Raw genomic sequence first — 13,004 nt, forward strand, 5'->3', positions numbered from 1 at the left:
AATGAAAGCACTTGTATTTTCTCAATTCGGCGGTCCCGAGGTTCTGACCTATACGGACATTCCGGAGCCGGTGATTAGCAGCAGTGAGATCCTGGTGGAAATGAAGGCAATCGGTCTTAATTTCGCTGACGTATACCGCAGGAAAGGAAATTACCATCTGGCAGGGGAACCTCCATATATTTTGGGTTACGAAGGTGCGGGAGTGGTAGTGAAAACAGGGGAAGCCGTAAGCCAGTTTAAACAGGGTGACAGGGTGGCATTTGCTGATGTCCCTTATGCAAATGCGGAAAAAGTTTCTGTGCCCGCTTCACACGCTATCCCACTGCCTGATGATATTTCATTTGAGACTGCAGCTTCCCTCCTGCTTCAGGGACTGACCGCACAGTATTTAACTCACGATAGCTATAAATTAAAATCTGGTGATACAGTTCTGATCCATGCCGCAGCTGGGGGTGTGGGCCAGTTGTTGACTGGAATTTCCAAACACATGGGAGCAAAGGCAATAGGCCTTACATCCTCCGGGCAAAAGCGCCAAACTGCAATTGAAGCCGGCGCCGAACACGTATTTTTATATAATGAGAACTGGAAAGAGGAAGTCCTTTCTGTAACGGAAGGAAAAGGTGTCGATGTTGTTTACGAATCTGTGGGTTCCACTTTAGCAGACAGCTTTGCAGCTGCGCGGATAGGTGGTACAGTCGTATTCTTCGGAATGGCAGGGGGCGATCCAGCCCCTGTCGATCCAAGGATGCTGATGGATACCTCAAAAACACTGACTGGCGGGGACCTCTGGAACTTTCTGACCTCCAGTGAAGAAAGAATAAGCAGGTCTGCCGGGTTATTCCAATGGATTAGAAATGGAGCAATCCAAATCGCCCCCCCTGCTGTTTTCAAACTGAAGGATGGTGCAGAAGCACATGCTTATATCGAAAGCCGGAAAAGCACCGGGAAAATACTATTAATTCCATAAGAAGGATCGGCCTCTATCCATTTGGATGGGGGCTTTTTCTGTTTTTTTAGCATAATTGGTGAGTGACAAGCGTTCTTTTGAGCACTTCTACATTTATGAGTGCAAACCATTGTTATGTCGGCATTTAAAATGGATGTGAGCAGGCAGTATAAGTGATTTCAATGTTAAGAGTGGAATCCGCATTTTAAGAGTGGGATTTCAATGTCTAAGAGTGGAATCGACATTTTAAGAGTGGGATTTCAATGTCTAAGAGTGGAAGCCACATTTTATGAGTTAGATTTCAATGTTAAGAGTGGAAGCCACATTTTAAGAGTGAGATTTCATTATTAAGAGTGGGAGCCACATTTTATGAGTGAGATTTCAATTTTAAGAGTGGAATCCACATTTTATGAGTGAGATTTCAATGTTAAGAGTGGAATCCACATTTTATGAGTGAGATTTCAATGTTAAGAGTGGAATCCACATTTTAAGAGTGGAATCCACATTTTAAGAGTGGAATCCACATTTTAGAGTGGAAAATTTTAAGAGTGGAATTTCGGTTACGGTTACGGTTAAGAGTGGGATTCTAAAATAAGAGTGAGACTTCAACCTAAGGGTGAAATGCCTCCATTTTAAAATGATATATATCTATAAGAAATAAAGGCACCCTGATTTCACAAGGTACCTTATTTCTTACGGTAAATAACCATTGCGCTAAAGCAGTAAATTTGGTCCTCTTCTTCTTCGCTAATGGCTGCAACATTGTATTTGATATCAACAAGCTGGTCTTCCTTAATTACTTTAAGGAACGAATTCATTCCATTTTCTAAATCTTTTTCGTGTTCATAGTCAAATAGCTTTACTTGAATCACGGCCGGTCTCTCCTATGACTTTTAGTAACAGTATGAACAAAAGAGATTTTTTTTATTCAATTCGGAATTGTTTGTCAGAATACTTTTTCACCTTTCCAATTAAGCATGCCGCCTGTCATATTTCGGACTTTATAGCCTTGATCCTGCAGATAGTGGCAGACGTTTCCGCTTCTTCCTCCAGAGCGGCAGATAAAGATGTATTCTTTATCTTTATCCAGCTGATCCAGCTTTTCCGGGATATCTCCCATTTTTATATGGATAGCACCTGGAATCATCCCTGTAGCAACTTCTTCATCTTCACGGACATCCACTAAAAGAAGCTCTTCTCCCTTTTCAACTTTCTCCTGAAGCTCATCAGTTGTAATCGTCTTTAGTTCTTCCATTCGACATCTTCCTCCCTTATATAACTGCCTTGATCGTACCTTACTAGTAACCCTACAATCTAAAGACTATCTTAAATTAAATCCATGCTCATGTAGCGTTCCCCGCTGTCAGGGGCAATGCACAATACTTTTTTTCCTTTGCCTAGGCGTTTTGCCACTTCAATAGCTGCAAATACGGCGGCCCCTGCAGATAAACCAAGGAAAAGACCTTCTTCCCTAGCCAGCTTTTTGAAAGTTTCCACTGCTTCTTCATCGGCAATCTGGATAATCTCATCATAAATATCGGTATTCAATATATCCGGCACGAATCCTGGGCTAGTACCCACCAATTTATGCGGTCCAGGACTACCTCCGGAAAGAACAGGAGAACCCTTCGGTTCAACGACAGCTATATACAAATCCGGAAGCAGCTCTTTCAGTTTTTCTCCTGTGCCAGTAACGGTGCCTCCTGTTCCAGCCGTAGCTATGAAAGCATTCAGGTTTCCGTCCATCTGCTCATAAATCTCAATAGCGGTTGTTTCCCGGTGGATGTCTGGATTTGCTTTATTCTCAAATTGCTGGGGAATAAAGCTTCCGGGTATGCTCTGTTGAATTTCTAAAGCTTTCGCAATCGACCCTGGCATTTTTTTCTCGCTTGGAGTGAGCACCACTTCTGCTCCATAAGCTCTCAGGATGTTGATTCGTTCTTTTGTCATATTATCCGGCATAACCAGTATAGAACGATATCCCTTTGCTGCTGCGGCCATAGCAAGCCCGATACCTGTATTGCCGCTGGTAGGCTCAATTATGGTGCTCCCCGGCTTCAGATGCCCTTCTTCCTCTGCCTTCTTGATCATATTGGAAGCTGCACGGTCTTTAACACTGCCAGAAGGGTTAAACATCTCCAGCTTTACAAACACATCCGCTGCCCCCTCTGGGACTAATCTATTTAACCGTACCACTGGTGTATCACCGATCAGCTCAAGTACATTGTTGACGACTTTCATTTGAACAAAACTCCTCTTGTGTAAAAGTAAACCTGATACCTTTATCTTAACAAAAACAATTATAGTATTACCAACACCTGAGCTTATATATGAGTTCACAAAAAATACCGAAGCCCATAAGGCCCCGGTTAAAGTTATTATTGATTTGTACGTAAAGGATCTGTTTCTCTGCCAGTCTTTATGTCTATTACCTTTCCTGGAGTTGCCGGTACCGGGATGACTTTGCTCTTCGGTGCTTTACGGGAATTTTCTACCCAATCGACCAGCATATTAAATGATTGGAATACATATGGAAGCAACGGCTGCAATTCTTTTTTATTATCAGGAGATCCCCAGACGAGACTATCTACATGGTTTCCGTTTGTTATTGTATACAGCCGGTGTAAAGCAGATTTCCCCTGACTTTTTACCAGCTCTTGGTAAGGATACGCATGTACTGATGGGAAAATAAGTGAATCCAGACTGCCCGCTATACTAATGAGCGGGACGTTAATATCTCCCGTATTTTCTACCTTTTTAACGTTCTCCTTTACACTAAGAGGACGTGTGGTATAATCATAGCTTTTAAATATACCGTCATAGGTGCGGTCACGTGCTCCATTAGGAAGGAAGTTTAAATATTTCTGCCATTCAATCCGATTTGGCGCTTTAGGATCAAATTCATCACGGTAAATATTCAGAGATATAAACCAATACACAAGGTCATGGTATGCCCACAGGTTTTCAGACCCCTTTGGAAGCCCGGCTTTATATAATTCATTCACAGCATTTACCTTTTCTTCTCCCGCTCCGTAAATAGCTGCAAAGGCATTGTTTACAACCGGAGTCAACGATGTAATTAAATTAAGATCATTCGCTCTCCAAAGAACACCTTCCCAGTCGACGCCTCCGTCATATAGCTGCTTGCCTTTCTTTTTCTGATCATGTTCTAAAGCATATCTCACAACATAGCCTCCATTAGAGATACCTATGGCATATGTGGGAATACGATGTTTCTTTGATACAAGCTTGCTTGCGGCATTTTCCTTATCTTTGGGATCAATCAATTGTGAAGTATAATTTTTTTGCAGGTAGGCTTGTGCCGCTACAGTGATTTCCCTGAACCGGACATTCCATTCTTCCATACTGTCGTCTTCAGATGCCAGGGCATTTTTAGACTTCGATAACGGATCATTATCGAGCATCTCCCCTTGAGTACCTTTATCCGTTGCGGCAAAAGCATATCCTTTCGCTAGGACAAAATCGCTGAAAAGTAAATCTGTCGAGGTTTCATTTCGGGTAGCCGGGATTCCGGCCACAATGAGCTTTCCATTCCAATTGGCTGGTACACGGATAACAAATTTTGCGTCTTCAAATTGACCGTTAATCTGTGTTCCTTTTACTTCCGCAGGATTATTCATATAATGCCAGCCAGTTTTAGTAGCAGAATCTCCCCAGTTGATTGGAGCTAATCCTGAGTTCCCGAATCTAGTGGCTTCGGTAAGTTGATTAGGGTTTTTAGTCGTCAGCCAATTTCCGTTCGTTCCATCAAACGCTGTAACAGTAACATTTTCGGCGCCAGGGATGAGCGGTGTTTCTGATGTTTCAGCCCCAGCTCCTGATGAGGTGAAAGGAAAGGTTAAAATGGAAGCCGAAATAAGGGCTAATAACTTGTGTTTCATACATGTCATTCCTCCATTCAATATTGTAATCGCTTACAAATTTAATCAAGCAAGTTATGTGCCAATCTGAATTTACTCGTGAAAACTTAGTATACAAGTCTTTCTTCCTTTACTCAGTTCCATTTTATCGGAATTATCGATCATAATTCTTCCGTATTTCAGGAAAATTCCGCATATCTGTACTCTCCGATTAATAATAAAAGACAGCCTTGGCATGCCGGCCAAAACTGTCTTTGATAACGACGCTTAGGAAGCGCGCTTTAGGCATTTAAATTGTCCTTTAGATAATACACTTCTTTCGAGACGGTGACCCATTAACCCTGCACACACTGCTAATAATATATCCTTCGGCAGAGGAGCCAGCATCCATAGCCACGCCACTTTGTAGCTGAAAACCGGAGGAGCAGCAGCCCATAATTTAAAAGCCATGTACATCCAGTTTGTACCGAACAGGTAATTCACAGCCATTCCGATCAGAGAGGCTGTAACATACGCGCTAACACTCTTAAATCTTTCAACGATTCTGCCGGCAATGTAAGCTGTCAGGATATAAGAGATAATAAATCCAAATGTAGGGCTGAGAATCGTTGAGAATCCGGCTCCAAATTTAGCAAAGACAGGGATTCCAACAAGGCCGGCCAATGCATATCCCGTCATAGCAATTGCTCCAAGACGGCTTCCAAGTATGACCCCTGCTAATATCGCAAAAAACGTCTGCAGTGTAATCGGAACACTCCCGACCATCATAAATGGAGCGATGGAAGTTATATTTGCCCCAATTGCCATTAAAGTAATAAACATTCCCGCTAAAGTCAAATCAATAGGTCTCAGTTTCATTAGTTTCTTCCCTCATTTATTGTTTGATAATTTAAACATAAAGGGGACTGATATTTTTGTCAACTTATTTTATTAAGCAGTTAACATATCACTTTTTCAAATAACTTTTGGTAAACCATTTCATAGTATAGCTCGATTTTTATTAGAAGAGATATTCTTCAAATCAGGGCAGCCGGTACTTTACAAATACGAAGCGACCTTAAGAGCGGTATTAGAAAATGTATGAAAGGTACATTTTCTAATGAGGGGCCAAGAAGCGTAAAACACTAATGTATGTGTTTTGTATGATTGCCTAAGGCAGGGCGCTTTAGAATCTGCTGTCATTAACAAGCTCACAATCATCATGGTATTCTGTCATTTCAATCGCCCCTTTAAAGGCATCGAAAATCGATTGGAGTGCTGACCAAACTTTTCTCACCCAGCAAAAAAACTCTCCAAACGGAGAGCCTCACTTTACTATTCCAGCATTTTCCCCTTATGATAATCGACCATGAATTGATCGACTGTATCTTCAAGATCACCTGCAGCATCCGGCACTTGAACGATAAGCTCATTGCGCGAGGCAACGGGTGTAATGGTATAGTTGTCAAAACGGTTCACTTCAAGCTGGACCTTCAAATCTTCGGCAAGGTCTTCGGCTTGAAAGTCATCCTTCAGCAAATATCTATGGTTCTTCACTTTTTGCCCCTCCTAACTTGTAATCATCACTAGTTTTTCCCTTCAAAAACAGATCTACTCCATATTCCTTTTTTCCATATAAAAACAGCATCAGGAATACCCAATGCTGTCTTTGTGAAGAATTTAATTCGCAACGATATTTACAAGCTTTCCTGGTACGGCAATAACCTTACGTACAGTTTTTCCGCTTATCTGCTCCTGGATTTCGTTGTCTCCCATTGCTATTTCTTCAAGCTTCTCTCTGCTTGCACCTGCAGGCACCATCAGCTTATGTTTAACCTTGCCATTCACCTGGATGACAATTTCCACCTCGTCGGAAACCAGCTTGGCTTCGTCGTAAGCCGGCCATGCTGCATACGTGATGGTCTCTGTGTGGCCAAGTTTTTCCCAAAGCTCTTCACTGATGTGCGGGCAGATAGGAGAAAGCATTTTTACGAAGCCTTCTACATAAGCTTGTGGAATGACTTCCGCCTTGTATGCCTCATTAATGAATACCATCAATTGAGAAATTGCTGTATTAAAACGGATTCCCTCGAAATCTTCGGTTACCTTTTTAACAGTCTGGTGGTATATCTTTTCAAGAGCCGGGCTGCTTTCCGCATCTGTGATCTTAGCAGACAGTGAGCCGTCTTCTTCTACGAATAAGCGCCAGATCCGATCCAGGAAGCGGCGGGATCCGTCAAGACCATTTGTTGACCATGCAATGGATGCGTCCAAAGGTCCCATAAACATTTCATACAGGCGAAGAGTATCTGCTCCATGGCTTTCAATGATCTCATCGGGGTTTACTACATTCCCCTTGGACTTACTCATTTTTTCATTATTTTCCCCTAGAATCATTCCCTGGTTAAATAGCTTTTGGAACGGTTCTTTAGTTGGAACAACCCCGATATCGTACAGGAATTTATGCCAGAACCTTGCGTAAAGCAAGTGAAGAACGGCATGTTCTGCTCCGCCGATATAGATGTCGACAGGAAGCCATTCTTTCAGCTTTTCAGCTTCAGCCAAAGCATCCTTGTTCGTAGGATCGATATAGCGAAGATAATACCAGCAGCTTCCTGCCCATTGCGGCATTGTATTGGTTTCACGGCGGCCCTTCCTGCCGTTTTCATCGGTTACATTCACCCAATCCTCAATGTTCGCAAGAGGGGATTCCCCTGTGCCGGAAGGCCTGATTTCCGTCGTTTTAGGAAGTACAAGCGGCAGTTCTTCATCGCGGACAGCACTGCTTGTTCCATCTTCCCAGTGAATGACTGGAATCGGCTCTCCCCAGTAACGCTGGCGGCTGAACAGCCAGTCACGCAGCCTGTATGTTACTTTCTTTTCCCCGATGCCCTTTTCCTGAAGCCAGGCGATCATCTGTTTAATTCCCTCTTCTTTATCTGTTCCATCCAGGAATTCAGAATTAATATGCGGGCCATTGCCTGTGTAGGCTTCTTTTTCTACATTTCCGCCTTCCACTACCTCAACAATCGGAAGATCGAATTGTTTCGCAAATTCAAAGTCTCGCTCATCATGAGCCGGCACAGCCATGATTGCTCCAGTTCCATAGGTGGCAAGGACATAATCCGCAATCCAGATAGGCATTTTTTGATTGTTTACCGGGTTAATCGCGTAAGCCCCTGTGAATACACCCGTTTTTTCCTTTGCAAGATCGGTTCTTTCCAGGTCGCTCTTATGCTTAACTTTTTCAAGATATGCATCCACCGCGCTCTGCTGATCATTTGACGTGATTTTGCTGACCAACGGATGTTCAGGTGCCAGCACTGCATAAGTCGCTCCGAATAGAGTGTCCGGACGGGTTGTAAAGACTCTGAATGTTCCTTCATGGCCTTCGATGGCAAACTCGAGCTCGGCACCCTCTGAGCGGCCGATCCAGTTGCGCTGCATATCTTTAAGGCTTTCCGGCCAGTCCAGCTCTTCAAGATCTTCGGCCAGACGGTCTGCATAAGCCGTAATCCGCAGCATCCATTGTCTCATTGGGCGGCGTTCTACTGGATGCCCTCCCCGCTCACTCTTTCCATCAATGACTTCTTCATTAGCAAGAACGGTTCCCAGTGCCGGGCACCAGTTAACAGGCACTTCATCGACGTAGGCAAGTCCTTTTTCATATAACTTCAGGAAGATCCACTGAGTCCATTTATAATAATCAGGATCTGTCGTATTTACTTCGCGGTCCCAGTCATAAGAGAAGCCAAGCTCTTTAATCTGGCGGCGGAATGTATTGATGTTTTGTGCAGTGAATTCCGCAGGATCATTTCCTGTATCAAGAGCATACTGTTCAGCCGGAAGACCGAACGCATCCCAGCCGATTGGATGCAATACTTTATAGCCTTGCATTCTTTTCATCCTGGAAATAATATCTGTTGCGGTATACCCTTCTGGATGGCCTACATGCAGCCCTGCTCCTGACGGGTAAGGAAACATATCAAGCGCATAAAATTTTCTCTTATCTTTATCCTCATCCGTTTTAAAGGTTTTATTTTCATCCCAATACTTCTGCCATTTTTTTTCAATCTTTTTGTGAAAAAAGTTCATTGCTTTTCCTCCTAGAAACTTCTGATAAAAACCAAAAAATCCTCTCGCCCCTCTATAAAAAGAGGGACGAGAGGATTGTATAATCTCCCGCGGTACCACCCAAATTAGTGCAAAACATACTTGCACCCGCTCGAAATCCTTAACGCGGATTATCCGACAGGCACTAATTTCTGTCATGCCTGTAACTCAAAGGCGAGTTCACAATCAATCTCGGTTGACTTGCACCACCCGTCAACTCTCTAAAGCGAGTTCTAATTGCTACTACTCCTTATCGAAGTTTTTCTCGTATCGATAGATATTCATATTTTAGTCAATAATTCATTAAAATGCAAGCTGACTTTTCATTCATCCTGCCCTTATTTAGTCAATTATATTCATAAATCTGGAAAAAGTTATCATGAGTTCACCCAGCCTTTACAGGAAACAGCTCACCTTCCATATTTTTCTTAAGATTTTTATCATATAAGCTGGTTGTGATAATAGCTGTGGCAAATAAAATAATCAACACGATAAACATCATGCTCATACCATAAAAATCGACGAGGATTCCGCCGATGGTCGGCCCCAGCATCCGTCCGCCTGTAGCTGTACTGTTCACAACTCCTTGATAAAAGCCTTCTCTACCTTTAGGTGCCAGTTTGTCAGCAAGGGCTGGAACGGCAGGCCAGACAAACATTTCTCCAATTGTCAGTACTATCATGGCAGTCAGAAACCCAGAGAAGCCATTTGCAAAGGAAGCCATGATAAATGCCCCAATAAAAATGAATATACCTAAGATTATTTGAGATTTTACTTTTTTTAGATAGTTGTTTACAAATACATTCACAGCAGGCTGTGCAAACACAATCAAGGTACCGTTAACCGTCCAAAGGACACTATATTGTTTTAGGCTGACGCCAATTTCCTGTGTATAAGATGCGATCGTCGACTGCCATTGTACATATCCTATCCAGCAGAGCAGATATCCGAAACACAGCACGAGCAGTGCGCTCATCTTAGAGAAATCCTTTACTGCCGGCTGTTCGGTTAGAACGCTTGAGGAAGCAGCCGGGACATCGGCAGGCTGAATCCCTTTAAAACCAAACAAAACGATTAGTAAAAACAATATATACATGAATGTATTGGCTAGAAAAATAAGATCAAATGAATAAGAAGCGACAAAACCGCCCATGGCTGAACCAGCTGCTACTCCTACGTTCTGGGCAATATAGATCGCATTGAAAGCTTTTCTGCCTCCTTCTTTCCAGACGGAGCCTGCCATGGCATAAAAAGAAGGAAAAACGAGGCCTGTTCCAAAACCTATGATAATGAGATAAACAACATAATAGATCCAGGTATGATTCAGAGTTAATCCTATTAAAGCAGACAGTGAAATGACAATTCCAATTAGAATTGTTTTAAAACCGCCGATTTTATCAAACAAACTTCCGCCAATTAAGTTTCCGATTACAGATGCAAACGCGTTTGCCATTAAGACAAATCCCGCGACAGAAAGAGACTTTCCGAGATGGTCGTGTATGTAAATCGCGTTCAATGGCCAAAGAAATGAATTTCCAGTTACATTAATAACCATTCCGATTACGAGCAGCCAAAGACTTCGAGGCATTTTCGACTCCCCCTTTTTGTAAGAAAATGTTACGAGCACCAAAACAATTCTAATGATTCTACAGAATGAATGCAATGGTTATTTTTCCTGTTTTTATGCATATCAGAAACTCAGAAAATTCTTGTTATTTTTGATTTTGTAGTTCCTTTAATCTTAATGAGAATCATTGCAAGAGAAGAAGGAAAAAACCATTATCCACAACCTCGGATAATGGTTTCCTAAAAGTGAAAATGTTTAGTGATCAAGAAGAATCATGTCATTTTGGATGTCTTGCAGACGCAATCTCATTCTATCCAGCTGGTACCTTTGCTGCCCGTCGGCACTGCGTTTCAAACGCTCAAGTTCATTCACAGTCATTTCAACCCGAGCTTGAGCATGTGTATATACATCATCATTATAATGCTCCTGCAGAGATCCGTCCTGAAACTGTTCATGAGCTGCACTAAGTGTTTCTTCACACTGCTTTAGAAAGTTTTCCACTGATTCATGAGTTGCCATTTGCGAACCCTCCTTAGACTCGGATGATACTTCCTCATCCCTTATAGTGTACCTGTGACAGCCGGGCTTTATCAGGGAAATAATATGGGAAATAGGCACAGTCCCCCGGCAGGCTGCTTTATGATAAAATAGCTTTTATGTGTATGAGAAATTTACTGCTTTGTATTTGATATAGAAGCTTTATTTTAAAAGGAGGATGAGTGGGTTTGGGATATAATAATCCTTTTGTTTTTGCCTCTGATGATAAGAGGTATCATACATGGAATTATCATCTCCGCAATGAGTTTGGCCATAAGGTTTTCAAGGTTGCTCTAGACGGCGGCTTTGACTGTCCGAACCGTGATGGCACGGTTGCACATGGAGGATGTACATTCTGCAGCGCGGCAGGATCAGGTGACTTTGCGGGCAATCGTGCAGACAGCCTTGAGAAACAATTTCATGACATCAAGAATAAGATGCACTCAAAATGGAAAGATGGAAAGTATATGGCGTATTTCCAGGCTTATACCAATACACATGCACCAGTCGAAGTTCTAAGAGAAAAATTTGAAAGTGTACTAAAGCAGGATGGCGTGGTAGGACTGTCCATTGCCACCAGGCCCGACTGTCTTCCTGATGATGTGGTTGAATATCTTGCAGAACTTAATCAGCGAACGTATCTATGGGTTGAGCTTGGACTTCAGACCGTTCATGAACGCACGGCCCTTCTCATTAACCGGGCACATGACTATGAATGCTATAAAGAAGGTGTAGCAAAGCTCCGTAAACACGGTATCCGTATCTGTAGTCATATAATCAACGGGCTTCCGCTTGAAGGCCAAGAAATGATGATGGAAACGGCGCGGGAAGTTTCCAAGCTTGACATACAGGGGATTAAAATCCATCTGCTGCATCTTTTAAAAGGGACGCCTATGGTAAAACAGTATGAAAAAGGCATGCTCGAGTTCTTGACGTTTGAGGATTATATACAATTAGTGTGCGACCAGCTTGAGATTCTTCCTCCAGAAGTGATTGTTCACAGAATCACGGGGGATGGACCTATAGATTTAATGATCGGTCCGATGTGGAGTGTAAATAAATGGCATGTACTGAACTCAATAGATGCAGAGTTAAAAAAGAGAAACAGCTGGCAGGGGAAATATTATAACCAGGTTGTGGAGGCATAATATGAAACTTGAAAGAATACTTCCTTTTGCCCGCAGGCTGTTACAATACGCTGTTACAGAAGGTGATATCGCAGTCGATGCAACACTGGGAAATGGGCATGACACCGTCTTTCTCGCATCCCTGACCGGTGAAACCGGGCATGTATATGGATTTGATATACAAGAGAATGCCCTAAACAATTCTAGACAGAGAATAGAAGCGAATAACCTGTCCAAGTCTGTCACATTATTTTTAAAGGGCCACGAAGAGATACAAGCCTGTATCCCTGAAGATCAAGCCGGTAAAATTAAAGGAGCTATCTTTAACCTAGGCTATCTCCCAGGAGGAGACAAGTCGATCGTTACTTCTGCTGAAACAACGATTCGGGCTATTAAGCAGCTCTTGGATTGGATGGCACCTGAAGGAATCATTGTACTTGTCATCTATCATGGCCATCCTGAAGGAAAAATTGAAAGAGATGCTCTTCTTTCGTATATTTCTACAATTCCTCAGGAGGAGGCGCACGTTCTCCAGTATGGATTCATAAATCAGGTCAATGATCCGCCGTTTATCATTGCAATTGAAAAGAGATAAAAATCAGGGAAACCGGGTAAGGGTTTCCCTGGTACAACTGTGGGCCCAGATTTTAGTCACAAGCGACTTTCATGCGGAGCAATCACCGATGTATAAGCATATCTCACAGAAACAAAGCATAAAAGCAGCTGCATAAGCATAAAGAAAGAAACATACGCAAAGGGTGCTTTAAGATCAGCATAAACATCTAAAATATATGCATACAACCTTAAAACCCAAGCATAAACCTCCAAAACATAAGCATAAACTACCGATATAT

General features: G+C 42.5%; 12 protein-coding genes and 1 other annotated feature. Of the genes, 3 read left to right on the top strand and 9 right to left on the bottom strand.

Going from position 1 to position 13,004, the window contains the following annotated elements; all coding sequences use genetic code 11:
* Position 1: 1 nt before the first annotated feature.
* Positions 2 to 967, top strand: coding sequence for a quinone oxidoreductase family protein (locus CUU66_RS13780; RefSeq protein WP_101643157.1), 966 nt, complete (start codon positions 2 to 4; stop codon positions 965 to 967).
* Positions 968 to 1,632: 665 nt separating this feature from the next.
* Here CUU66_RS13780 and CUU66_RS13785 read toward each other — a convergent pair.
* From CUU66_RS13785 to CUU66_RS13825, 9 genes are all read right to left on the bottom strand, one after another.
* Positions 1,633 to 1,818, bottom strand: a complete 186-nt coding sequence (locus CUU66_RS13785) for a sporulation protein Cse60 (RefSeq protein WP_101643158.1) — start codon at positions 1,816 to 1,818, stop codon at positions 1,633 to 1,635.
* Between the two features lie 74 nt (positions 1,819 to 1,892).
* Positions 1,893 to 2,201 (bottom strand): rhodanese-like domain-containing protein, encoded by a 309-nt coding sequence (locus CUU66_RS13790; RefSeq protein WP_101643159.1) that lies wholly within the window; start codon positions 2,199 to 2,201, stop codon positions 1,893 to 1,895.
* A 71-nt stretch (positions 2,202 to 2,272) separates the two neighbouring features.
* Entirely contained in the window at positions 2,273 to 3,187 is a 915-nt protein-coding gene (cysK, locus tag CUU66_RS13795; RefSeq protein WP_101643162.1) for a cysteine synthase A, read from the bottom strand.
* Positions 3,188 to 3,324: 137 nt separating this feature from the next.
* Complete coding sequence (locus tag CUU66_RS13800; protein WP_101643165.1) at positions 3,325 to 4,848, bottom strand: alpha/beta hydrolase; 1,524 nt, start codon at positions 4,846 to 4,848, stop codon at positions 3,325 to 3,327.
* A 246-nt stretch (positions 4,849 to 5,094) separates the two neighbouring features.
* A complete protein-coding gene (locus CUU66_RS13805; RefSeq protein WP_101643167.1) occupies positions 5,095 to 5,685 on the bottom strand; it encodes a biotin transporter BioY in 591 nt (196 codons plus the stop codon).
* A gap of 456 nt (positions 5,686 to 6,141) precedes the next feature.
* On the bottom strand, positions 6,142 to 6,363 hold the full coding sequence (locus CUU66_RS13810; RefSeq protein WP_101643169.1) for a hypothetical protein: 222 nt from the start codon (positions 6,361 to 6,363) through the stop codon (positions 6,142 to 6,144).
* Positions 6,364 to 6,486: 123 nt separating this feature from the next.
* Entirely contained in the window at positions 6,487 to 8,901 is a 2,415-nt protein-coding gene (gene leuS / locus CUU66_RS13815) for a leucine--tRNA ligase (protein WP_101643170.1), read from the bottom strand.
* 59 nt (positions 8,902 to 8,960) lie between these two features.
* Positions 8,961 to 9,185 (bottom strand) — a binding site (T-box leader).
* 119 nt (positions 9,186 to 9,304) lie between these two features.
* On the bottom strand, positions 9,305 to 10,507 hold the full coding sequence (locus tag CUU66_RS13820; protein ID WP_101643171.1) for an MDR family MFS transporter: 1,203 nt from the start codon (positions 10,505 to 10,507) through the stop codon (positions 9,305 to 9,307).
* 234 nt (positions 10,508 to 10,741) lie between these two features.
* Positions 10,742 to 11,005: a YtzC family protein gene (locus CUU66_RS13825; RefSeq protein ID WP_101643172.1), complete on the bottom strand. Its 264-nt coding sequence runs from the start codon at positions 11,003 to 11,005 to the stop codon at positions 10,742 to 10,744.
* A 206-nt stretch (positions 11,006 to 11,211) separates the two neighbouring features.
* Between CUU66_RS13825 and CUU66_RS13830 the strand changes: the two genes are divergently transcribed.
* Both CUU66_RS13830 and CUU66_RS13835 read left to right on the top strand, forming a co-directional pair.
* On the top strand, positions 11,212 to 12,171 hold the full coding sequence (locus CUU66_RS13830) for a TIGR01212 family radical SAM protein (RefSeq protein ID WP_101643174.1): 960 nt from the start codon (positions 11,212 to 11,214) through the stop codon (positions 12,169 to 12,171).
* Between the two features lies 1 nt (position 12,172).
* On the top strand, positions 12,173 to 12,745 hold the full coding sequence (locus tag CUU66_RS13835) for a class I SAM-dependent methyltransferase (RefSeq protein WP_101643176.1): 573 nt from the start codon (positions 12,173 to 12,175) through the stop codon (positions 12,743 to 12,745).
* Positions 12,746 to 13,004: the final 259 nt, after the last annotated feature.

This window comes from Peribacillus deserti (assembly GCF_002863585.1).
GTDB lineage: Bacteria > Bacillota > Bacilli > Bacillales > DSM-1321 > Paraperibacillus > Paraperibacillus deserti_A.

Coding starts and splice junctions, on each gene's coding strand:
- CUU66_RS13805 (WP_101643167.1), bottom strand. CDS start 5,685: ATGAAACTGAGACCTATTGATTTGACTTTAGCGGGAATGTTTATTACT.
- CUU66_RS13780 (WP_101643157.1), top strand. CDS start 2: ATGAAAGCACTTGTATTTTCTCAATTCGGCGGTCCCGAGGTTCTGACC.
- leuS (WP_101643170.1), bottom strand. CDS start 8,901: ATGAACTTTTTTCACAAAAAGATTGAAAAAAAATGGCAGAAGTATTGG.
- CUU66_RS13825 (WP_101643172.1), bottom strand. CDS start 11,005: ATGGCAACTCATGAATCAGTGGAAAACTTTCTAAAGCAGTGTGAAGAA.
- CUU66_RS13800 (WP_101643165.1), bottom strand. CDS start 4,848: ATGAAACACAAGTTATTAGCCCTTATTTCGGCTTCCATTTTAACCTTT.
- CUU66_RS13820 (WP_101643171.1), bottom strand. CDS start 10,507: ATGCCTCGAAGTCTTTGGCTGCTCGTAATCGGAATGGTTATTAATGTA.
- cysK (WP_101643162.1), bottom strand. CDS start 3,187: ATGAAAGTCGTCAACAATGTACTTGAGCTGATCGGTGATACACCAGTG.
- CUU66_RS13835 (WP_101643176.1), top strand. CDS start 12,173: ATGAAACTTGAAAGAATACTTCCTTTTGCCCGCAGGCTGTTACAATAC.
- CUU66_RS13790 (WP_101643159.1), bottom strand. CDS start 2,201: ATGGAAGAACTAAAGACGATTACAACTGATGAGCTTCAGGAGAAAGTT.